Annotated in this window: 19 protein-coding genes; 13 read left to right on the forward strand and 6 right to left on the reverse strand. The window is 63.8% G+C overall.

Annotated elements, in window-relative coordinates:
- Positions 1–7 precede the first annotated feature (7 nt).
- Positions 8–1,021: a DUF1616 domain-containing protein gene (locus tag HACJB3_RS01600; RefSeq protein WP_008418607.1), complete on the reverse strand. Its 1,014-nt coding sequence runs from the start codon at positions 1,019–1,021 to the stop codon at positions 8–10.
- A 313-nt stretch (positions 1,022–1,334) separates the two neighbouring features.
- On the opposite strand from HACJB3_RS01600, the gene HACJB3_RS01605 reads away from it, so the two are divergent.
- From HACJB3_RS01605 to HACJB3_RS01655, 11 genes are all read left to right on the forward strand, one after another.
- Positions 1,335–2,423 carry a DegT/DnrJ/EryC1/StrS family aminotransferase gene (locus HACJB3_RS01605; RefSeq protein WP_008418605.1) on the forward strand — a complete coding sequence of 363 codons (1,089 nt, stop codon included), beginning with the start codon at positions 1,335–1,337 and terminating at the stop codon, positions 2,421–2,423.
- Positions 2,416–3,393: a Gfo/Idh/MocA family protein gene (locus tag HACJB3_RS01610; protein WP_008418603.1), complete on the forward strand. Its 978-nt coding sequence runs from the start codon at positions 2,416–2,418 to the stop codon at positions 3,391–3,393. Before HACJB3_RS01605 ends, HACJB3_RS01610 begins: the two co-directional genes overlap by 8 nt.
- A 118-nt stretch (positions 3,394–3,511) precedes the next feature.
- Complete coding sequence (locus HACJB3_RS01615; protein WP_008418601.1) at positions 3,512–4,105, forward strand: acyltransferase; 594 nt, start codon at positions 3,512–3,514, stop codon at positions 4,103–4,105.
- Positions 4,098–5,486, forward strand: coding sequence for a nucleotide sugar dehydrogenase (locus tag HACJB3_RS01620; RefSeq protein ID WP_008418599.1), 1,389 nt, complete (start codon positions 4,098–4,100; stop codon positions 5,484–5,486). The genes HACJB3_RS01615 and HACJB3_RS01620 overlap by 8 nt, the downstream gene beginning before the upstream one ends.
- On the forward strand, positions 5,479–6,774 hold the full coding sequence (locus HACJB3_RS01625) for a nucleotide sugar dehydrogenase (RefSeq protein WP_013199335.1): 1,296 nt from the start codon (positions 5,479–5,481) through the stop codon (positions 6,772–6,774). The genes HACJB3_RS01620 and HACJB3_RS01625 overlap by 8 nt, the downstream gene beginning before the upstream one ends.
- On the forward strand, positions 6,755–7,798 hold the full coding sequence (locus HACJB3_RS01630) for a DUF354 domain-containing protein (RefSeq protein WP_008418597.1): 1,044 nt from the start codon (positions 6,755–6,757) through the stop codon (positions 7,796–7,798). The genes HACJB3_RS01625 and HACJB3_RS01630 overlap by 20 nt, the downstream gene beginning before the upstream one ends.
- Positions 7,785–8,711 carry a glycosyltransferase gene (locus tag HACJB3_RS01635; RefSeq protein WP_008418595.1) on the forward strand — a complete coding sequence of 309 codons (927 nt, stop codon included), beginning with the start codon at positions 7,785–7,787 and terminating at the stop codon, positions 8,709–8,711. The genes HACJB3_RS01630 and HACJB3_RS01635 overlap by 14 nt, the downstream gene beginning before the upstream one ends.
- Before the next feature lie 289 nt (positions 8,712–9,000).
- Positions 9,001–9,573, forward strand: coding sequence for a DUF7344 domain-containing protein (locus HACJB3_RS01640; protein ID WP_008418593.1), 573 nt, complete (start codon positions 9,001–9,003; stop codon positions 9,571–9,573).
- A 304-nt stretch (positions 9,574–9,877) separates the two neighbouring features.
- On the forward strand, positions 9,878–10,165 hold the full coding sequence (locus tag HACJB3_RS20560; RefSeq protein ID WP_238532787.1) for a helix-turn-helix transcriptional regulator: 288 nt from the start codon (positions 9,878–9,880) through the stop codon (positions 10,163–10,165).
- 312 nt (positions 10,166–10,477) lie between these two features.
- Positions 10,478–12,289: a glutamine--fructose-6-phosphate transaminase (isomerizing) gene (gene glmS / locus HACJB3_RS01650; protein WP_008418589.1), complete on the forward strand. Its 1,812-nt coding sequence runs from the start codon at positions 10,478–10,480 to the stop codon at positions 12,287–12,289.
- A gap of 83 nt (positions 12,290–12,372) precedes the next feature.
- Complete coding sequence (locus tag HACJB3_RS01655; RefSeq protein WP_008418588.1) at positions 12,373–14,067, forward strand: asparagine synthase-related protein; 1,695 nt, start codon at positions 12,373–12,375, stop codon at positions 14,065–14,067.
- Positions 14,068–14,069: 2 nt separating this feature from the next.
- Here the strand turns inward: HACJB3_RS01655 and HACJB3_RS01660 are convergent, their stop codons facing one another.
- The 4 genes from HACJB3_RS01660 to glmM form a co-directional block, all read right to left on the reverse strand.
- Positions 14,070–14,798 carry a hypothetical protein gene (locus HACJB3_RS01660; protein ID WP_008418587.1) on the reverse strand — a complete coding sequence of 243 codons (729 nt, stop codon included), beginning with the start codon at positions 14,796–14,798 and terminating at the stop codon, positions 14,070–14,072.
- Positions 14,799–14,914: 116 nt separating this feature from the next.
- The gene (locus tag HACJB3_RS01665) at positions 14,915–16,510 is read right to left on the reverse strand and encodes an oligosaccharide flippase family protein (protein ID WP_008418586.1); all 1,596 of its coding nucleotides are present in this window, start codon (positions 16,508–16,510) and stop codon (positions 14,915–14,917) included.
- A 53-nt stretch (positions 16,511–16,563) separates the two neighbouring features.
- The gene (gene glmU, locus HACJB3_RS01670; RefSeq protein ID WP_008418585.1) at positions 16,564–17,745 is read right to left on the reverse strand and encodes a bifunctional sugar-1-phosphate nucleotidylyltransferase/acetyltransferase; all 1,182 of its coding nucleotides are present in this window, start codon (positions 17,743–17,745) and stop codon (positions 16,564–16,566) included.
- Positions 17,746–17,824: 79 nt separating this feature from the next.
- Positions 17,825–19,165, reverse strand: a complete 1,341-nt coding sequence (glmM, locus tag HACJB3_RS01675; protein WP_008418584.1) for a phosphoglucosamine mutase — start codon at positions 19,163–19,165, stop codon at positions 17,825–17,827.
- Between the two features lie 384 nt (positions 19,166–19,549).
- Between glmM and HACJB3_RS01680 the strand changes: the two genes are divergently transcribed.
- Positions 19,550–20,851, forward strand: a complete 1,302-nt coding sequence (locus HACJB3_RS01680; protein WP_238532788.1) for a polysaccharide deacetylase family protein — start codon at positions 19,550–19,552, stop codon at positions 20,849–20,851.
- 43 nt (positions 20,852–20,894) lie between these two features.
- On the forward strand, positions 20,895–21,116 hold the full coding sequence (locus HACJB3_RS01685) for a hypothetical protein (RefSeq protein ID WP_008418582.1): 222 nt from the start codon (positions 20,895–20,897) through the stop codon (positions 21,114–21,116).
- Here the strand turns inward: HACJB3_RS01685 and HACJB3_RS01690 are convergent, their stop codons facing one another.
- Entirely contained in the window at positions 21,117–21,392 is a 276-nt protein-coding gene (locus tag HACJB3_RS01690) for a HalOD1 output domain-containing protein (RefSeq protein ID WP_008418580.1), read from the reverse strand. It abuts the gene before it with no gap.
- Between the last annotated feature and the right edge of the window lie 57 nt (positions 21,393–21,449).

Here is a 21,449-nt window from a genome sequence, read left to right on the forward strand (position 1 = left end):
CGGGCCCTCAGTCCGCGAAGGTCAGGCGGGTCGTCTCGTCGGCGTTCTCGGGCGAGGGATCGTCGGGAACGTCGCCGTGATAGAGGAGGAACCAGACGTAGACGTCGCCGTCGGCCGTCGGGCCGGCTTCGTAGGCGACCTGGTCGGTTTCGTCGGCGTCGACGGTCGTCTCGAACCGATCGAGTTCCTCGGACCCGTCGACGCTCTCGACGGTCCGACCGTCATCGCTCAGTGTCACCTGTTGTTGGTAGACGACCGTGGTGTAGGTCACACGTTCGCCCTCGTGGTTTTCGATGGCGACGGTGATGGGGGCGGTTTCGCCCGCCGAGAGGTCAGTCGGGAGGTCGGTCGAAGTCAACTCACCCTCACCGTTCTCCGAGAGCAGGTAGAACTCGGTGTGGGGCTCCTCGTTCGGCAGCGAGGGGGCGGCGACGGCCATGTATGCGCCACCGACGAGCAATACGAGGACGCTAAACACCAGAAAGCCGTTCAAGAGGACGTGACGACCGCTTTCGGGCTCGAACGCACCGCGCGTCTCGCCCGGGCGCCGCGACTGGACGGTAAAGAGGCCGGTCAGGCCGCCGAGGTGGGCGCCGGCGGTCGGTCGATAGCGCTTTTCCCCGGGGAGTCTGGCACGCCGGAGGAGCCCCAGCAACGAGAACAGTACCGTCCAGGCGACGACGCCGACAGTGATCGGAAGGAGGGTGATTCCGTAGGGCGTGAAGTTCGCGACGTACGCGATCATCGCGACGAGCGCGAGACTCAACGCGATCGACAGGACGAGACGTTCGAGGGTGCCGAAGCCGGTTCCGTCGTCATCGGGGGCCTCGGGAAAGAGGCTGCTGATGAATGCGTACCCCGGTACCAACAGGACGAGCGGAAGCGCGAGCGCGACGCGGACGGGCGTAATGGAGATCCCCGACAGGATGCCGCCCGCGGCGAGCCCGCTGAACAGGAGGACCGTCAGCAGGTCACCCGTCCACTGGTGGACTCTCATTTCCGTCGCGTACGCGAGGCTCATTCAAAAACCCCCCGACAGTCCGCTTAGCTCCCAACCCTCGTTCGAGTTACCGAATCGACAGGAACTGCGCTCGGATCGGCGGTTTTTCCCGATTATGCACCGCTATCGAAGGTTAATACGTTTATAACAAAGGCCACGACACACTAGGCAGGTAACGAGCGCGGGATCTCGCCCGCACAGGTTCCACCATGCAACTGACCCCACACCAATCCGCGACGACGGCCGAGAGGCCGAGCGCGGAACACGATTACAGCCAGTCCGGTCCGACGCTCGCTGCCCCCGTCGACGACGTACACGCTCGCGGGGGGCGTCGATGATCCCGATCGCGAACCCAGACATCGGGGACGACGAGCGCGAGGCCGTCGACGAGGTCCTCGAGTCGGGATATATCGCCAGCGGCGACGTCGTCACCGACTTCGAAGCGGAGTTCGCCGACTTTTGTGGCGCCGATCGCGGCGTCGCGACCGCCAACGGCACCGCCGCCCTCCACGCCGCCTGCGAGGCGCTCGACGTTCGCGGCGAGGCGGTGATCACGACGCCCTTTTCGTTCGTCGCGACCGGCAACTCGATCCGACTGGCCGGCGGCGAGCCGGTCTTTGCCGACATCGACCCCGAGACTTACACGCTCGATCCTGACGCCGTCGAGTCGATCCTCCGCGAGCGCGAGGACGTCGCGGCGATCATGCCGGTCCACCTCTACGGGCTACCGGCGGACATGGAGCGCTTCGTAGAACTCGGAGCGAAGTACGACGTCGCGATCATCGAAGACGCCGCCCAGGCCCACGGTGCGAGTGTCGACGGCACGCGGGTCGGATCGCTCGGGGACGTAGCCTGCTTTTCGTTTTACCCGACGAAGAACATGACGACCGGCGAGGGGGGAATGGTAACGACGGACGACCCCGAGATCGAAACGGCGATCAGACAGTTCATCAACCACGGTCGCGACGGGAGCGCCCAGTACGCCCACACCACGGTCGGGCACAACCTGCGGTTGACGAACATCGCCGCGGCCCTCGGACGCGTTCAACTAGAGCGCCTCCCCAAGTTCACCGAGGCTCGACGGGAAAACGCACGTCTGCTCGACGAGGGACTGGTCGATACCGCAGTCGAGACGCCGACGGTGCCCGAGGGAACCAGACACGTCTACCATCAGTATACGGTCCGGACCGAGGACCGCGACGCCCTCCAGAGCGCACTCGAGGAAGGAGGCGTCGACAGCAAGATCTACTACCCGACGTGCATCCACGAACTGGCGGCCTACGAGGGCTACAGCGCGGCCGTTCCGAACGCGACGCGCGCGGCGGCGGAAGTCCTTTCGCTGCCGGTCCACCCGAACGTCTCATCGGACGACGTGGATCGGATCGTTGAAGCCGTCGCGGACGCAGGAGTACAACATGTCTGAGCAACCGCCGATCCGCGCGGGCGTCATCGGCGTCGGTAGCATGGGCCAGAACCACGCCCGCGTGTACCGAGAACTCCCCGAAACACAACTCGTCGGCGTTCATGACGTGGACATGGAGCAAGCCGGGTCGGTGGCCGATGCGTTCGGAACGGCCGCCATGGGGATGGATGCCCTCCTCGAGGGGGTCGACATGGTCTCGATCGCGGTACCGACCCAGTTTCACTACGACACTGCCCGCGAGTGCATCGAGGCGGGTGTAAGCGTTCTCGTCGAGAAACCCTTCGTCGAGGACCTCGAGAACGGCCGTCGGCTGATCGAACTGGCCGAGCAACGAAACGCCGTCCTGCAGGTAGGCCACATCGAACGGTTCAACCCCGCGGTAATGACGCTGCAGGACTTGCTCGACGACCTCGAGATCATCGCGATGGAAGCGCGCCGACTCGGCCCGCCGGTCGACCGCGATATCGAGGACACTGCGGTAATGGATCTGATGATCCACGACATCGACATTCTGCTGTCCCTGCTCGATGAGGACGTCCGCGACGTCTACGGGGCGGGGACCCGCAAATCGAACTACGCCACGGCGACGATCCAGACGCCCTCCGGACGGATCGGACAACTCACCGCGAGTCGAGTCACCCAACAGAAGGTCCGTGAACTGACCATCACCGCCGAAAACTGCCGCGTGATCGTCGACTATATCGACCAGTCCATCGAGATCACCCGCCAGTCGCTCCCCGAGTACGTCAAACAGGAGGGCTTTCGCTATCGCCACGAGAACATCGTCGAACAGGTCCTCGTCGAACGGCGCGAACCCCTGAAAAACGAGCTCTCGGCGTTCGCCGAGGCCGTCCGCACCGGCTCCGAACCCGTCGTTACCGGCGAGGACGGCCTACAGGCCCTTTCGCTTGCCCGCCAGATCGACGAACTCGCCGCCAGCGAGAGGAGCACGCCAACGGACGTCGCATAATGGAACTTATGTATACACTACTAAATACATCGGGAGACGATAGTCTCCTATAACCCTATATGACTGGAACAATGCTCCCCACACCCATCACACGCCCGAACGGCGGGAGGGTCGCCGGATGACCGAAACGCGCGTCGAACTCGGTGAGGACTGTGTGATCGACGATCCCGATTCCGTGGGGTATCTCCACGACGAGTCGGCCGATCCCGCCGTCATCGGCGATCGGGCACGCATCCGCAAGGGTACCATCGTCTACGCCGACACGGAGATCGGCGACGATTTCATTACGGGCCACAACGCTCTCGTGCGCGAGAAGACGACGATCGGTGACGGCGTGATCGTCGGCACTGACACCGTCATCGACGGTACCACGGAGATCGGCTCGCACGTCAGCCTCCAGACCGGGGTTTACGTCCCGACGGACACGACCATCGGGTCGAACGTCTTCGTCGGCCCGCGTGCGGTGATGACGAACGATCCCTACCCCGTCCGACGGGAGGTCGATCTCGTGGGGCCGACCCTCGAGGACGGCGTCTCGGTCGGCGCGAACGCGACGATCCTCCCGGGTGTTCGTATCGGTGCCGGTTCGTTCGTCGCGGCCGGTGCGACCGTCACCGAGGACGTCCCGCCCCACACCCTCGCGCTCGGAACGCCCGCCCGGAATCGAGACCTTCCCGAGTCCCTCTCGGGGGAGAACCTACTCAATGAGTAACACAGCACGGAGCGCTCCGGCGCTCTACGACTCCGCGGCATCGACGGACGAACAACGCACTGCGCTGACGAGCGGCGAGATCCCGGTCGCGGTCTACGGGCTCGGCAAGATGGGACTGCCCCTCGCGTCGGTGTACGCCGACGTGACCGGCAACGTCACCGGGATGGACGTCGATCCCGAGGTCGTCGAGGGTGTCAACGCCGGCGAGAACCACATCGTCGGCGAACCCGGCCTCTCGGAGCTCGTCAGCGAGGTCGTCGACCGGGGCGCGCTGTCGGCGACGACCGACGGATCGACGGCCGCGAGCGAGGCCCGGATCCACGTCGTGATCGTTCCGACCCTAGTCGACGAGAACAGCAACCCCGACCTCTCGGTCGTCGAATCGGTGATGGAACAGATCGCCTCGGGACTCAAAGCGGGCGATCAGGTCATCCTCGAATCGACGGTCCCGCCCCGCACCTGCCGGGACGTCGTCGCGCCGTTGCTCGCCGCCGAAAGCGGGCTGGATCGCGAGGAGTTCGGTGTCGCGTTCTGCCCCGAACGCACCGCGAGCGGGCGGGCGATCGAGGACATCCGCGGGGCCTACCCGAAGATCGTCGGCGGGATCGACGACGAGAGCACGCGCGTGGCCGAACTGATCTACGGCGAGATCAACTCCCAAGAGATCATCCCCGTCTCGGACGCGACGACCGCGGAGGCGGTCAAGGTGTTCGAAGGGGTGTATCGCGACGTCAACATCGCGCTCGCGAACGAGCTGACGAAACACGCCGAGGAACTGGAGATCAGCGTTCTGGAGGCGATTCAGGCCGCGAACACCCAGCCGTTCTGCGACCTGCACATCCCCGGTGCGGGCGTCGGGGGCCACTGTATCCCCTACTACCCGCACTTCTTAATCCAGATGTTCGACGCCGACTCGCGGCTGATGGAGTTGTCCCGCGAGATCAACGACACGATGCCGGCCTACACCGCGGAACTCGCCCTCTCCGGGCTGACGAAGCACGGAAAGGAGACCGAGGGAAGCGACGTGCTCGTCCTCGGGCTGACCTATCGGGCCGGCGTCGACGAGCTGCGTGCAACGCCCGCGATGGGCGTGATCGAACGCCTGGCGGGTGCGGGCGCGAACGTCACCGCAGTCGATCCGATCACTGACACGACGGAACTGTTCGAGAACGCGGGTGCGGCGGTCGTGTCGCTCGAAGACGCACGCGAGCGAACCTACGACGCGGTCGTCTTGGTGACCGCACAGGAAGCGTTCGAGGACCTCGAAATACCTGCACTGGCGGCCGACGACCCGCTGGTGGTCGTCGACGGCCGGCAGGCCCTTTCGCAACTACAGAATGAACACGGAATCTACTACAGAGGAATCGGTATCAATGCCTGAACCACTCGGAGACACGGTCTGTCTCGTCGGCCTCGGCTACGTCGGGCTGCCGCTTGCGAGCGCCTTCGACGAGGAAGGCCTCGACGTGATCGGCTACGACGTCGACGATGAGAAGATCGCCGGACTCTCGGCGGGACGTGATCCCACCGGCGAGATCGGCGACGACGCCGTCGCAAACAGCACCATCGAGTTCACCACCGATCCGGCGGACATCGAACGCGCCGACTACGTCATCATCACGGTGCCGACTCCGGTCGACAGTATGAAAAACCCCGACCTCGGGTTCATCGAGGCCGCGGGGCGAACCGTCGGTGAACATCTCGCGAGCGATGCGACCGTCGTTCTCGAATCGACGGTCTATCCGGGCGTGACTCGGGACGTCCTCGGACCCACGATCGAGGAAGCGTCGGGGTTAACCCAGAGAGAGGGGTTCAACATGGGCTACTCGCCCGAGCGCCTCTCGCCTGGCACCGACAAGAGTCTCCGTGAGGTCAAGAAGATCGTTAGCGGCGACTCCGAGGAAACCCTCGCGGATCTGGCCGCCCTCTACGGTCGGATCATCGACGCCGGGCTGTACGAGGCGCCGACGATCGAAACTGCCGAGGCCGCGAAGGTCCTCGAGAACGTCCAGCGGGACGTCAACATCGCGGTCGTCAACGAGCTCGCGCTGATCTGCGATCACATGGGGTTGGATACGAGGGAAGTGATCGACGCGGCGGCCTCGAAGTGGAACTTCCACGAGTACACTCCGGGGCTCGTCGGCGGACACTGTATCCCCGTCGACCCCCTGTTTCTGGTCCATGGGTCCGAACGCGCGGGCTACTCCCCGAAGCTGATTCTCCAGGCCCGCGAGGTCAACGAGTACATGCCCAAGCACACGGCCGAGCTCACGCTGAAGGCGCTCAACGAGTCGGGGAAAGTGCTTCAGGACAGTCGACTGGTCGTCCTCGGGTTGGCATACAAGCCAAACGTCGGGGACCTGCGGACCTCCGAGATCGGCGGCGTCATCACGACGCTCGCGGAGTACGGTATCGAGTGTGACGGCTACGACCCCCTCGCTCCGGACGACCGGATCCGTGACTCGTTCGGGATCGATCCGCTCCCCGAGCTCGATTTCGAGGGTGCAGACGGGATCGTCCTGGCGACACCACACGACGCGATCCTTGAGAACTTCGACCTCTCGGCGGCGAAAGAACAGCTCGCCGAGAACCCGGTGTTCATCGACGTGAAGGGCGTACTGGACGACGAGGAGGTCACGGAGGCTGGGTATGCCTACCGAAAACTCTGAGCGCCTGCTGGTCGCGATCCAGCACCCCGCACACGTCCACTTCTATCGGCACGCGATCCGCGAGCTTGAGGACGATCACGAGATTTCGATCGTCGTGCGCGATTCGGAGGTCGCAACAGACCTACTCGACGCGTACGGTTTCGAGTACGAGGTGATCGGGAGATCCGGATCCGGGCTCAGGCTGATCGCCTCGCAGGCACTGTACGAGGCGAAGATGCTCCGGCGCGCCCGCGAGTTCCAGCCGGACGTGATGAGTGCGATCGGCGGATCGGCGGTCGCTCACGTTGCGCGCGCGGTCGGCGCGAAGAGTGTCGTCTTCACCGACACCGAACACGCGACGTTGACCAACCGGCTGATGGCTCCCTTCGCCGACGAGATCTGGACACCCGAGTGTTTTCACGCGGACTTCGGTGACAAGCAGGTCCGGTATCCGGGCTATCACGAACTCGCCTACCTCCACCCCGACCGGTTCACGCCCGACGAATCGATCCGTAACGACGTCGGGCTCGAGGAGGACGACCGATACGTCGTCCTTCGGCTGGTCTCCTGGGAGGCCTCCCACGACGCGGGCGCGGGCGGGATCGACGACGTCGGCGACGTGGTCGATCGCCTCGAAGCCACGGGTGCGACGGTCCTGATCACTGCCGAAGGGGACCTACCGGCACGCGTGCGCGATCGTCAAGTCGACATCGAGCCACATCGCATGCACGATCTCCTGGCGGGTGCGACGCTGTTCGTCGGTGAGGGGGCGACGATGGCCGCCGAGAGCGCGGTACTCGGGACCCCCGCGGTCTACGTCAACACGCTCCGGATGGGCTATACCGACGAACTCGAGGCGCGATACGGACTGTTGTACAACTGTCAGGGCGCTTTCCGACACCGAATGGCGATCCAGACCGCCGAATCGATTCTCTCGGGCGAGGAAGGTCGCGACTGGGCGGACGCGCGTGCCCGGCTCCTCGAGGAGAAGGTGGATACGACGACCGTGATCCACAACGCACTCACCGGGAATGGCTTCGATTGAAGTCCTGCAGTTGGTGACGACGCCTCGATCGTTCTTCGACCAGCAGGTGCGTGCGCTCGAAGAGCGCGGTGTCGACTGTACGGTCCTCGAGGTCCCCCGTCCCCAGAGCGGTCGGGGACCGGCGGACTTCGCTCGCTTCTATCAGCGGGTTCTTGGTGAAACCGTTCTGGGCGACTACGATCTCGTTCACGCGAACTACGGGTTGGTCGGTCCGCTCGCCCTCGCACAGCCCGTCCGTCCGGTTGTTCTTTCGATCTGGGGCTCCGAAGTCATGGGGTTCTCGGACCGGCTCGACCGGATCACGCGCGTTGCCGCTCGGCACAGTGACGCCGTGATCGCACCTTCGATGCCGGTTTCACGTGAACTCGATCGACCCCATACCGTTATCCCGTTCGGCGTCGACACCGACCTGTTTCGTCCCATCGATCGGGACGAAGCGCGCGACTACCTCGGCTGGGATCGTGACGCCCGAATCGTCCTGTTTCCGTACGACCCCGATAGACCGGTAAAGAACCATCCGCTCGCGAAACGCGTCGTCGATCGTCTCTCGGTCGAGGCCGAACTACGGACCGTGTCAGGGCTGGCGTATGAGGAGATGCCGTACGTGATGAACGCGAGCGACGCGCTGCTCGTGACTTCGGAGCGCGAAAGCGGGCCGATGGTGATCAAGGAGGCCGCAGCCTGCAATCTCCCGGTCGTCTCGACCGACGTCGGGTTCGCACGTGACGTCCTGGCCGGTGTTTCGAACTGTTACATCGGCGAGTCCGCCGCCGACCTCGCCCGCGGTCTCGATTCGATCCTTGATCGCCGTATACGGACCGACAGTCGGGCTACGATCGGAAGACTGGGTGTCGATGAGATGGGCGATCGACTCCTTATGCTCTATACAACTCTCCTCCGTCTCGATTCGTGAGCCGCGTTTCGTTACCATCTCTCGTATCCGCGCGAAACGGTCGGCTGTACTAGGCTACCGCTACCTACTACCTCATTAGCGAGATCCGGTGTCGGCCGTACCCCGAAAACACCGCAATGAAAGGCGACACGCACCGATATTTCGTCAGTTGACCGTGACTTATTGGGTGCTTAGAAGGATCAGTCTCGGAGACTCTCCTCTATGTAGAACGATTTGAAACGGTCTAAAACTACGTGGAACAACAGCCGGTTTATTATGCATCGGCCAATATGGTTCAGACGACGAAATGATGTCGACCGTCAATGCGGAGCAAACCTCCTCAAGCGACACTGACGTTACGGAGGTCGCTCCACCCGAACGTTCTCTCTCGAAGGACGACACGTTTCATATTCTTCAGAACGAGCGTCGTCGCCGTGTGCTGCAGTACCTTTCGGACACCGAAGGGACTGTCGACATGCGTGATATCGCAGAACAGGTCGCCGCGTGGGAACACGACACGACAGTACAGCAGCTCACGTCCAACCAACGTCAACGTGTGTACATCGCGCTGTATCAATCCCACCTCCCGAAACTCGCCGATTTCGACCTCATTACCTACAACCGGAGTCGGGGCGTCGTCGAGCGAACGCCACTCGCAAATCAGGTGACACACTACCTCCAAGAAACCGACGAGGATTCGACCGGCGAACTCGACGACGGGAAGTGGACGCGCTATTACGGCGGAGCGACCGTCCTCAGTATCGCGCTCGTGACGCTCGCGTGGTTCGGGACCCCGCCGATCGGCAGTCTCCAACTGGCGACGCTGATAACCGCGATCTACGCCGTCGTAACCGTGGGGCTGATGCGCTCGTCTACCGACTGAGAAGACGGTCCATACACGTCACATGAGGCCACCGACCACGACGGAAATCGCCGTTTCGATGCTTGTTCGGTATCCGAGTAGCGACCGGTTCACTCGGAGCCGCCGGACCGACGAGTACCGGCGTCGATCCGTCGTCGGGTTCTGGGTGGCGCCGGTGTTAATGCAGTTCACGCCGGGGGTCGATTGTATGCTCGCTCTCGTCGTTGGTCTGTTCGGCGGTATGTTGGCGGGGCTGACCATGTCGCATATGGGGGGCGACGAAGGAACAGCGACTCTCGAAGACGACCGATCCGGGACGACTCCGATGCGTTCTACAGACTCCACCGAACCATCCGAGCACTCGGTTGAGGCTGCCGATCCCATATTAACCGACGACGAGCGTATCGTCCGCTTGCTGATCTCGAACGGGGGTCGAATGAAACAGTCCCGAATCGTCGACGAAACCGGCTGGTCGAAAGCAAAGGTGAGTCGCCTCCTCTCGTCGATGGAGGACGAAAAGCGAATCGCAAAGCGCACCCTCGGCAGGGAGAACGTTATCCTCCTCGATACGACCGACGGGCCGTACGCTTCTGTCGGTCGTTCCGAAGGGTGATTCCCCGCTTCACAGCCGGGTTAGCTGCTTGATAACGGGGGGCCGGTTCCGGTGTCGTCCGCCCTTCACCGTCGCTTTCCCCACCGGTTCTCAGGTCTTCCCGATCGGGCCTCTACGTATACCGTCGGCGGACGGCGACCCCGTTCGGTAGGGTTTTAGTCTGCGTATAGTAATGCATACGAGAACAGTTCTATCGAATAGATGTCCGATGTTTGCCCCGTTGCATGAACTCCCTCCAACCATGACCTCGAACGTTCCCCCCCACCGAGACGAAGCGCCGACAACCAACCCCGGCGAGCGAGGTGAACTGAGATGTGCGGAATAATCGCCTGCGTCGGTTCGACCAACGCCGTCGATACCGTTCTGACCGGCCTCCAAAACCTCGAATACCGCGGATACGACTCTGCCGGTCTGGCGATCCAGAACGATACCGATCTGGTGGTCCGAAAGCGCGCCGGCAAGATCAGCGATCTCACGGGCGGGTTCGTTCGGGAACTCCCCGACGGTGTCTCCGGGATCGGCCACACCCGCTGGAGCACCCACGGCCCGCCGACCGACGCCAACGCCCATCCCCATACGAGCGCCTCGGGGACGGTCGCTGTGGTTCACAACGGCATCATCTCCAACTACGAGGCTCTTCGCGCGGAACTCGAAGGACTCGGGTACGCCTTCCGGAGCGACACCGACACCGAAGTGATCCCCCATCTCGTCGAGCATTACCTCGACGACGGCTACGACAGCGACCAAGCGTTCAGAAAGACAATCGAACGTCTGGAAGGGAGTTACGCGATCGCTCTCATGATCGAGGGCGAGGACACCGTTCGCGCGGCGAGACAGGGATCGCCCCTCGTGGTCGGGCTTCACGACGACGCCTACTATCTAGCTAGCGACGTGCCCGCGTTCCTCGAATTCACTGACGAAGTGATCTATCTGGAGGACGGTGACGTCGTCACCGTTGGGGAGGGCTCACTCTCGATCACCGACCTCGATGGTACTCCCCTTTCCCGGGAGATCGACACTGTCGACTGGGACCCCGAGGAAACGGGCAAGGGCGGCTACGATCACTACATGCACAAGGAAATCGAGAGCCAGCCCGAGTCGCTCTCGAACACGATCCGCGGGCGGATCGATCCCGAGACGCCTGCCGTCCGTCTCGACGGGTTCCCTGCCGGCTGTTTCGAGGGCGTCTCGGAGGTCCACTTCGTCGCCTGCGGTACATCTTATCACGCGGCGCTATACGGCGCACGCCTCCTCGAGGAGGCGAACGTCCGGGTTCGTACGTCTCGAGCCAGCGAGTTCACCGGGCGAGTCCCCGACCCGGAGGGGACGCTTGTCGTCGCGGTCACCCAAAGTGGTGAGACTGCCGACACCCTCGGTGCGCTCAGGACGGCCAGCGAGGCCGGTGCCAGGACGCTCGCGCTGACGAACGTCGTCGGCTCGACCGTCGCTCGTGAGGCGGACGAGGTACTCTACATCCGCGCTGGCCCCGAGATCGGCGTCGCCGCCACCAAGACCTTCTCCTCGCAGGTCGTCACGCTCGCCCTGCTCGTCGAACGGCTCCGGGAAGACATCGAGGGGGCGACCGAACGCGAGGATTCCGAAGCCTTCCTCGAAGCACTCTCGGTGCTTCCCAACCAGATCGAGGAGGTGATCCGGACCTCGCGGGCCGAGGCACTCAGCGCGAAGTACAACGACCGCGGCGCGTACTTCTTTATCGGGCATGCCCTCCAGCATCCGGTCGCGCTCGAAGGAGCCCTGAAGTTCAAGGAGATCACCTACGAGCACGCCGAAGGCTTCGCTGCGGGCGAGCTCAAACACGGCCCGCTTGCACTCGTCACACCGGGAACTCCGATCTTTGCGCTGTTCGACGGGAAACACGACGAGAAAACCCACACGAACGCCAAGGAAGCCCAGGCTCGCGGCGCCGAGATCATCGCCATCACCGCGCGCGAGCGCACCGCAGGGTTCGCCGACGACGTACTGGTGATCCCCGATACGCATCCGGACCTCAGTGGGTTGCTCGCGAACGTTCAACTCCAGTTCGTCTCCTACTACACCGCACGGCTCCTCGATCGCCCCATCGACAAACCCCGCAACCTCGCGAAAAGCGTCACCGTCGAGTAAGTTCGAACCGGACTGTCGGTTTCCTTCCACCAACAGGAGATAACGGTAAGATACATCGTTCTCCTCCCTGTAGATCCGCCAGCATGAAGACGGAGTTGTTCGGGGTGTTCGGCGACCGCGAGCAGTTCGCGCGATTTCGATCCCCGGCCGAATTCGATCGACTCCTCGGCGGAGAGTCGGTTACCGTCGGTATTCGTGATCCTCATCTCGACGTCCCGAACCGAACGTCGGTCCATCGAGCACCCGATGGGTTCTGTGTCGTCTGGGGAGAGGTGTTCGCACCCGAGGGAGTCGAACGACCGGCTTCGACGTGGCTGTTCGACCGCTACGCCACGGAAGGAAACGACGCCGTCGAAGGGCTGAACGGATCGTACGTCGGGGTCATCGAATGCGACGGTGACTCGCTCGTTTTCACCGATCCGATCCACTCCCGGGAGTGTTTCTACACCGACACCCCCGTTCGCTGTTTCGGGACTGACACGGCGGAACTGACGCGGGTGATCCCCTCGCCGACGCTGGACTGCCGTGGTCTCTGCGAGTTCGTCCATTTCGGGTTGACGTTCGGCGAGACGACGACCATCGAACAGCTCCGACGGCTCCCCTTCGACAGCTGTCTCTTTCCCGATGCGATCGAACCGCTCTCACGGTTCGTCTACGAACCGAGATCGTTCGACTACACCGAGGAACTCGCGGCCCGTCTCGAACGGGCTATCGATCGGCGCGCGGCGTATCCCGGCACGAGTGGAATGTTGATGAGCGCCGGGTTCGACTCGCGTGTTTTGCTCGCGAGACTTCCCGAGGTCGACGTCTGTTACACCCTGGGAACGCCCCGAACGCCCGAGGTGCGGGTCGCACGCAAGGTGGCCAGCCAGTACGGAACCCGACACGAGACGCTGCTCGTCAACGAGAGCTACCTCGCCGTCGATCCCGACATCGTTCAGTACACGAACGGCATCCGCGAATCGGTCCACATCCATCACCGGGGAAACACGGCGGAGATCACGGCGGACGTGATCTATCACGGCCTGTTTCTCGATACGTTGTTGCGGGGACGGTTCGTCCCTCACGATACCGTCCACCTCGACGTCATCGATCGTGACTTCCCGCTACCGCGGCTCGATCCGGACCCTGATATCGACCGTCACTTCGCGAGCAAGTTCGGCTTTTACGGTGATACTGACCGACCGCTGATCGACTGCCCCGAGATCGACGCAGACACGTCCGAACAGTTCCTCAAGGATACGATCGCCCGCCACTACAAGCGTGGCTTCGATCGGGCGGATTCGAGGTACAACGCCATGGCGTTGCTCGGTATCAAGGCGAAATCCGCGCTTCCATTCAAGACTCATCTCGCCGATCAGTTCCTCGAGAGCTTTGTCGCGGCCGACTCCGAACTCGTCGACTGGCACCTCACGACGCCGCCCGAACACAGGAACGACCGGACCTACCAGAAGGCGTTGCGGATGATCGATCCGGAGATCTTCCGGTATCGCCCGCCCGATCGTCCACATCGGTCCTATCAACTCAATCAGATGGAGAAGTACCTCCGGAAGAAACTCCCCGGGGTCAGCCCCTTCGGAACGCCGTGGCCCGATCGGGATCAGATCTACGACGAGAACGACCTCGACACGCGTCTGTTCGCGGGACGACCCGATATTCAGGCCCTCCCGCCCCGCATAAAGCTCCGGATCAACGATGCCCGGATGTGGCTCGAATACGCCCGCGGTGAGACGGCCGAAAAGCCCTACGACTTCGTCAGGTCCGAACCCACCCTTTGAGTTCACCCACTCGCGCCGAAGATCGGGCTCCCACCATCGTCGTTACTGCCCCCATCGGTCGTCCCGTTAGTGTCCGTTCCATCGGTTCCGCCGCCGTCACCGCCGTCGGTCGTATCGCCCCCGTCCGATCCCTCGACGTCGCCCGTCTCACCGTCGTCGGTCCCTTCTGAGCCATCATCCGTCTCGTTCCCCGCGCCCGCGCCGCCGGCCCCACCGTCGTCGCCGCTACCGAAGACGGGCTCTTCGGTGCCTCCGCCGTCCGTTTCGTTGCTGGTGTCGGTTTCATCCTCCTCGACCGGCGTGTCACCGTCCCCGTCGCTACCGTCGCTCGGCTCGCTCTCTTCATCCCCCTCGCCCTCCGTCGGCGGGGCCGATTCGTCGTCGTCTCCACTTACACCGTCGTCGTCGCCGTCTCCACCATCGCCGTCCTCGCTACCGTCTCCGATTTCGGTCGTTTCCCCGTCGCTCGCGTCTGTCTCGCCCGCTCCGTCCGAGCCATCGGAGCTATCGCTGTCCGCCGGCGGCCCCTCGGAGTCGTCGTCGGTCGGAACCGGACTCGACGACAGATCCCCCCCCGGTAGTCCGGCGGTGATCGCGAGGCCGACGACGAACAGACCCACTCCGAGTACGAGCAACGCCCGCTGGACCGTGACCTGATCGAGGCGTGTCGTGACGGACGATGAGCCTGTCGTCGCGAAACAGGCGTTTCTCGGGAGCGAGGCAGCCCACATTACTGTCCAGTACTATTCCCCGTCGCTTTATTATCGATTCGATAAAGAATGCGTGTCTGTGCCATACGCTGCGTACGCAGTGTGGGTAGTTAAGTCCTCGACGAATTCCACCGCCGTCATCCGGTCTCGTCGGTGCCGCCGAAGAGTCGTTGGATCGTCGAGGCGTGTCGGCCCAGCGGTCCCGGCAGTCCACGGAGGATCTGAGTGACCTCCGAGGGATCGATCGCCCGGGTCACGAGCGTCAGCACCCCGTAAACGATCAGTCCGGTAGGAGGGACGACCACGAACGCGATCAGGGCCGCGTCGATCGGGAGTCCCGTCTCCGTCAGGGGCAGGCCCACGGTGGCCAGCGGCGACTGGATCAGCGCGTCGATTCCGAGCGCGAGCCCGAGGAGAACGGCGCCGGTGATCGCGACGGTCGTCGAGATACGGATCGGGCGGATGTCCCCGAGCGGGTTGTACCCGATCGTCCGCGCCCCCCAGAGGTGGAACATCGGCAACGAGAGGTAGCCAAGCGAGGTCGCGATGGCGGCCCCTTCGATCCCGAACCGGGGAATCAGCGCGACGTTCAACAGGAGGTTCATCACCGCGGTCCCGCCGGTCGCGAGGATCATGATCCGCATGTCCCCGCGCGCGTGGCTGACCGAGAGGATCGGGCGGGCGACAGCGAAGCCGACCGTGCCGGGCAACAACAACAACAGCGGCGTGATCGTCGGCTCGAAGGCCGCCCCGTAGTATCGGGGGACGAACTTCGTGGCGAGGACGGCGATCCCGATCGCCAGCAGCGCCGTCAACAACAGCGTATAGCGGGTCGCCTTCGAGGCCAGCGAGGTAATCCGCTCGATCCGATCGCGGTGCCACAGCTCGGAGGCCGACTGGATCATCACCGACTGAACCGCCTTGGGCGCGAGCCAGAGGAACTCCGCGAGCACGAGCGCCGCCTTGTAGTAGCCCACCTGCGCCTCGGTCGTATAGGCCTGGAGCATCAGGATGTCGACGTGATACAGCGACGTGAGCAGGAAGATGTAGACGATCGATAGGTTGTTGAAGCTCAATAGTTCCCGGCGGGGGAAGCTCTCGGGAGGGCGCTCGAAGATCGCCGAAAACGAGACGTGTCTCGACAGTCCGATGAACCCGATCACCGTCACGAGCGCGTCCCCGAGGATGTGACCCATGAGGACGCCCGAGACGCCGTAGCCGAGGTACGCAAAGGAGATCGCGAAGACGAAGAAGAACACCTTCTGTGCCACGAACAGGGGTTCCGAGAGGTGTTCGAGCTTCAGTCCCAGCAGCGAGCGACGCGTGTACTCGCGGAACTGCGCCATAATCGTGACGACCGCCAGCAGGAAGAAGAACTGGGCGTAGTCTTCCCCAAGGGTGGCGTCGATGAGCCCGGTCTGGGCGGCCGCGAGCAATAGCGCGCTCGCCGCGAGCGCGAACGCCGTCGCGAGCCGGAAATAGAACCCGAAGACGTTGTCGTGCCAGTCCGGATCCTCGCGGTCCTCGGCGAGGTACTTGCGGGTCCCGCTGTCGACCCCCGAGCTCACAGCGATCATCAGGATCGCGAACACCGACATCACCGTCGCGTACGTGCCGTACTGGGACGGGCCGAGGATCCGGACGAGGACCGGCGTCATCAACGCTCCGACGAACGTACCGGCGACGTTCGCGCCGGCGATGGAGAGGAACGCGGTGATGAGTGTTCGTTTCATGAACTGGGTTCTGATCGTACCGCCACCGTCGTTATCAACTTCCTGTTACGTCCTCAGCGGTCCCGCCGAACCGATTCGCCCGGCGTCGTCGTTGCGCCGCCCGAGAGGATAACACCGGGTGCGAGACTCGTGTTGATCGCCGTCTTCGCGCCGTGACCGACGACGACGCCGAACTTCCGTCGACCGGTCGAGACCCGCTCGCCCTTGACGGTGAGTTTGACGTCCTCGCCGTCGTGACGTAGGTTCGCGACGTTCGTCCCGGCGCCGAAGTTCACGTTCCGGCCCAGAACGCTGTCCCCGACGTAGGTGAGGTGTGGAACGTTCGTCCCGCGCATGATCACGCTGTTTTTGACCTCCACCGATTGGCCGACGTGAACGTCTCCCTCCAGAAGGGTCGCCCCGCGGATGTAGGCGTTCGGACCGACCGAACAGCCGGGACCGACGTAGGCGGGACCCTCGATGGTCACGCCCGACTGGACCGTCGCGCCCTCCTCGATCACGACCGCACCCTCTATCGTGGCGTCGGGGGCGACCTCGCCATCGATGCGGCGACTTCCCTCCGCCAACAGGAGTTCGTTCGCTTCGAGCAGTTCCCACGGGCGCCCGACGTCCATCCAGCGTTCGAGTTCGACGGGCGTCACGTCGTGGTCTTCGATCACGCGCGCGAGGACGTCCGTGAGTTCGTGCTCGCCCCGCTCGCTCATCGGCACGTCGAGGAACTCTCGGGCTTCGGCGGGGAAGAGATAGACGCCCGCGTTCGCGAGGTTCGTCGGCGGTTCGGTGGGCTTTTCGATGATGTCGGTTACCCGGCCGCTTTCGGTCGAGAGTACGCCGTAATTCGAGGGGTTCTCGACCTCGAAGACGCCGATTGCGGGTCCGTTCGCGAACAGCTCGGCGATGCTCTCGGGGTCGTAGAGGTTGTCGCCGTTGAGGACGGCGAACGCCTCGGTGAGGTGCTCGCGAGCCGCCCGGACCGCGTGGGCGGTTCCCAGCTGCTCGTCCTGGGTGGCGTAGCTGACCGGCACCCCACGATAGGTCTCGCCGAAGTACGACTCGACGACCTCGGCCATGTAGCCCGTCACGAAGACCAGTTCGTCCGCGCCGCCGGCGACCGCCGCGTCGGCGACGTGGGCCGCGATCGGCCTGCCGGCGACCGGCAACATCGGTTTCGGGACGGACTCAGAAAGGGGCCGAAGGCGGGTTCCCTGACCCGCCGCGAGGATTACGGTTTGCATTGTCTGGTGGTTTCTCTGTATCGGGCTTTATTATCCGTCGGTTAATGGATGGCGATTCGTGCTCCGCCGCGGGCGGTGTTCACACGCTTCGCCGTGCCTCCTCGACGAGTTCCAGTGCAATCTCTCTGAGTTCCTCGGCGCGCTCCTCTCGGCGGGATTCGGCCGTGACGCGGATCAACGGCTGGGTCCCGCTGGCCCGGAGCAGGAACCAGCCGTCCGAAAAGCCGGCGCGAACCCCGTCGATCGTGAGCAGGTCGGCATCGGGGTAGGCCTCCGGGACCGCCGCGGCGACGCGTTCCATCACCGCCCCCTTTCTGTCGGTTTCGATGTTGTCCCGGCGCAGGTGTGGCGAGACGACGCCGTCGACGAGTTCCGACAGCGGCGTCTCGCGTGCCGTCGCCGCGAGTTTGCAGGCCGCGAGCGGCCCGTCGGGACAGAGCGTCTCGTCGGGCCAGATCCACGCGCCGCTTGGCTCGCCGCCGAAAACGACGTCGGGTTCGGTCGCGCGTTCGGCGACGTGGACGTCGCCCACGCGGGTGTGGGTAACCGACGCGCCGATCTTTCCCACCTCGTCCTCGACGACGAGGCTGGTATCGACCGGGACGGCCACCCGCGTCCCTTCGCGTGCGGCCTCGCGTGCGAACAGCGCGAGCAACACGTCCTTCGGGACGAACCGACCCCGTTCGTCGACCGCCATCATCCGGTCGGCGTCGCCGTCGTGGGCGATCCCCAGATCGGCGTCGGTTTCTCCGACCCGCGCACAGAGCGCCTCGCAGTTCTCCGCGGTCGGTTCCGAGGGCCGGTTGGGAAAGCTGCCGTCGGGGTCGGCGTTCATCGCCTCGACATCGCAACCGAGGCGTTCGAGGGCGGTGACGGTGACGCCGCCCGCCCCGTTACCCAGGTCGACGACGGCCGAGAGTCCCTCGAGCGAGTCGGCTCCGCCGACCGACGCCACGAGATCTGCGGCGTGGCGTTCGGTGGCGTCCTCGACGGTCGTCCGACCGCCGCCGTCGTCCCACCCACTGAGGTCGTACTCGCCTGACTCGATCCGGCTTTCGATCCGTTCGGCTTGTCCGGCGTCGAAGGCCTGTCCCGAGGGGTTCCAGAGCTTGAGCCCGTTGTCCTCCGGTGGGTTATGCGAGGCGGTTATCACGATTCCCGCGTCGGCTCCCTCGCGGCTGACGGCCCGTGCAAGCGTCGGCGTCGCGACCATACCCGCATCGAGCACGTCCGCACCACACTCGCGAGCACCCGCCGTAGTGCCGTCGAGGAGCCACTCGCCGCTCGCACGCGGGTCGCGCCCGATCACGATTCGTTCGGCGCCCTCGGTAGCGACGGCCCGACCGACTGAGAGCGCGAGATCGCCGGTGACGACGTCGCCGACCGGTCCACGGATACCACTCGTCCCGAAGAGATTCATGACGGACCGTGGTTGGTCCCGCTCGGTACTATAACAACCGGTGTTCGACTCGACCGTTCCGTCAGTGGCGCCAAACCCGTCGTTAACGTCCAACTAAAACGGACGGGTGGCCGAATCCGATCCCGAGAAGCCGTGTCCTCACGGTGGCTCTCGACCGGCGGATCGACCTATATCGATCGTCTCCACGACTGCTTCCGGCCACGTTCGACACCAGGTGCCCGTGTCGTATGACCACGTTAATCGTAATATTCGTACGACCTATTCCCTGCCTATTCGGGCGCTTACTCCCCCGATTCTGACGGTTGTGCGCCCGCATTTATGTGTTGTCTAAGTGACTTTCAATCCGAATAGCAAAGAGTGCTCAGTACATATACGGAGACGACAATGGTAGACAGTTCAAACCGACGCCAATTTCTCACGGCAGTCGGTGTCGGCTCTCTTGGCCTCGCTGGGTGTACGGACATGCTCGGAAGCGGCGAGACCGACAACAACGGCAACGGCAACGGGGGCGGTGGAAACGGGAGCGGTGGCGGGTCGGGTGGGACGAACGGCGAGGAGACACAAGCCACCCCACCGATCACGGATGCCGGGGAACTGATCGACGACTTCGAGGACGCCGAAAGCTGGACGCCGATGGACGAGAGCAACGTCGCTGGCGACGGTGAAGCGGCGCTCACCGGAAGTCAGGCGCTCCGGATCGAGAACCAAGGGACGACTGCCGGGGTTTTCCAGGCCTTTCCCGACGGGCTCGACGTCTCGGGGAACCACCTCTCGTTGGCCATCAGGGTCGAATCGCCCCGGCCGACCCGCGTCAGGCTCGAAATCGACGCGCCAGCCCGGGCCGACCAGCTCTGGACGTCCCGGACGGTGCTTAGCTCCCACGAGGGATGGTTCCGAATGGACGCCGGTTGGACCGGTCAGCGCGGCGAACCGAACCTGGGGAACATCCAGGAGATGCGGATCTACGTTCAGGGCCAAGAAGAACAGGAGATCCGCTTCTGGATCGACGACCTGCGGATGACGCCCGCGGGCGATCAGGGCTACGTCATCCTCAGCTTCGACGACGGTGCCGCGAGCCAGTACGAGCGTGCCTTCCCGATCCTCGAGGAGTACGGTTATCAGGGTGCCGCGGCGGTCATCCCGGACTCGCTCAACCGTCCACAGCGACTCTCGATCGACCAGCTCCGCGAGATGCGCGACGCCGGTTGGGACATCTCCTCGCATCCCGACCCGGGATCGGGCCTGACGGAGGTCGACCTCGAGGAGGCCCGGAACACGATCGAATCCTCCTTCGAGTACCTCACAAATCGTGGCTTTCCCGACGGCGCTCGACACATGTTCGTTCCGTACCACGACATCAATCAGGAGGTGATGGAGATCGTCAGCGAGTACCACGAGAGCTGTTTTTACTTCGCCGGCAACAACAGCAATGCCCCGCCGACGGATCCGTTGTACCTTTCCCGAGTCGACATGCACGACGTCGAAGGGTTTACGAGCCTCATCGACATGGCCGCACAGCACAACCAGCTCGCGGTCGGACTCGCCCACGGCGTCCAGCCCGAAGACGCAGAAGAGGACGACCCGCTGGCGGACATCACGACCGAGCAACTGCGCGAGGTGCTCGATTACATCGAACAGAGCGACGTCGAAGTGATCACGCCCTCCCAGCTCATCGATAACGTCTGACGACTGTCGGACCTTTTTATCGTCTTAGGTAGGGTATAATAATGTGGCCGGCACCCTTCAGACCGGTCGTGAGCGGACGCTCGTCTTCGCCCCGACCGCGGAGGGACGCCTAATGGCGGTCTTCGAACTCTCGGTGACGTTTTTCGCCCTCGCCCTCGCGGGCATCGTCGCTACCACTCGGACCGCAACGAGCGTTTGGCTGTCGCGTACCCGCTGGATCAGCGCCGCCTGTATCGTACTGGGAATCTTATCGCTGTTGGTGTAATCACACGGTATACAGCGTGATCTCCCCGGTCGCGGAGAGACAGATCAGATAGCCCGCCAACTCGAAGGTGAATTGTCCCGACCGGTCGCTCGTGGACGCAAACAGCGTGTTCAGCGCGTCCGGATCGACGACCTCCGAGATTCTGACGTCTAAGTCCATCGGATCGGTGTCTTCGGCGGCGGCGATGGCCTCGATGATCGCTGTCGTGAACTCTTCGTGTCGGTCGGGTCGTACGGTGGAGACGGTCGACGTTTCGTCGAGCGAACTCGTACTCATACCCATCGGGACGGGATCACGAACCATGACCCTCGCGAACGTGTGGCTCACTCGCCC

The organism is Halalkalicoccus jeotgali B3, assembly GCF_000196895.1.
Lineage (GTDB): Archaea > Halobacteriota > Halobacteria > Halobacteriales > Halalkalicoccaceae > Halalkalicoccus > Halalkalicoccus jeotgali.

Excerpts from the sequence above, each read along its gene's own strand:
- HACJB3_RS01600 (WP_008418607.1), bottom strand. The coding sequence starts at position 1,021 with ATGAGCCTCGCGTACGCGACGGAAATGAGAGTCCACCAGTGGACGGGT.
- HACJB3_RS01605 (WP_008418605.1), top strand. The coding sequence starts at position 1,335 with ATGATCCCGATCGCGAACCCAGACATCGGGGACGACGAGCGCGAGGCC.
- HACJB3_RS01610 (WP_008418603.1), top strand. The coding sequence starts at position 2,416 with ATGTCTGAGCAACCGCCGATCCGCGCGGGCGTCATCGGCGTCGGTAGC.
- HACJB3_RS01615 (WP_008418601.1), top strand. The coding sequence starts at position 3,512 with ATGACCGAAACGCGCGTCGAACTCGGTGAGGACTGTGTGATCGACGAT.
- HACJB3_RS01620 (WP_008418599.1), top strand. The coding sequence starts at position 4,098 with ATGAGTAACACAGCACGGAGCGCTCCGGCGCTCTACGACTCCGCGGCA.
- HACJB3_RS01625 (WP_013199335.1), top strand. The coding sequence starts at position 5,479 with ATGCCTGAACCACTCGGAGACACGGTCTGTCTCGTCGGCCTCGGCTAC.
- HACJB3_RS01630 (WP_008418597.1), top strand. The coding sequence starts at position 6,755 with ATGCCTACCGAAAACTCTGAGCGCCTGCTGGTCGCGATCCAGCACCCC.
- HACJB3_RS01635 (WP_008418595.1), top strand. The coding sequence starts at position 7,785 with ATGGCTTCGATTGAAGTCCTGCAGTTGGTGACGACGCCTCGATCGTTC.
- HACJB3_RS01640 (WP_008418593.1), top strand. The coding sequence starts at position 9,001 with ATGTCGACCGTCAATGCGGAGCAAACCTCCTCAAGCGACACTGACGTT.
- HACJB3_RS20560 (WP_238532787.1), top strand. The coding sequence starts at position 9,878 with ATGCGTTCTACAGACTCCACCGAACCATCCGAGCACTCGGTTGAGGCT.
- glmS (WP_008418589.1), top strand. The coding sequence starts at position 10,478 with ATGTGCGGAATAATCGCCTGCGTCGGTTCGACCAACGCCGTCGATACC.
- HACJB3_RS01655 (WP_008418588.1), top strand. The coding sequence starts at position 12,373 with ATGAAGACGGAGTTGTTCGGGGTGTTCGGCGACCGCGAGCAGTTCGCG.
- HACJB3_RS01660 (WP_008418587.1), bottom strand. The coding sequence starts at position 14,798 with ATGTGGGCTGCCTCGCTCCCGAGAAACGCCTGTTTCGCGACGACAGGC.
- HACJB3_RS01665 (WP_008418586.1), bottom strand. The coding sequence starts at position 16,510 with ATGAAACGAACACTCATCACCGCGTTCCTCTCCATCGCCGGCGCGAAC.
- glmU (WP_008418585.1), bottom strand. The coding sequence starts at position 17,745 with ATGCAAACCGTAATCCTCGCGGCGGGTCAGGGAACCCGCCTTCGGCCC.
- glmM (WP_008418584.1), bottom strand. The coding sequence starts at position 19,165 with ATGAATCTCTTCGGGACGAGTGGTATCCGTGGACCGGTCGGCGACGTC.
- HACJB3_RS01680 (WP_238532788.1), top strand. The coding sequence starts at position 19,550 with ATGGTAGACAGTTCAAACCGACGCCAATTTCTCACGGCAGTCGGTGTC.
- HACJB3_RS01690 (WP_008418580.1), bottom strand. The coding sequence starts at position 21,392 with ATGAGTACGAGTTCGCTCGACGAAACGTCGACCGTCTCCACCGTACGA.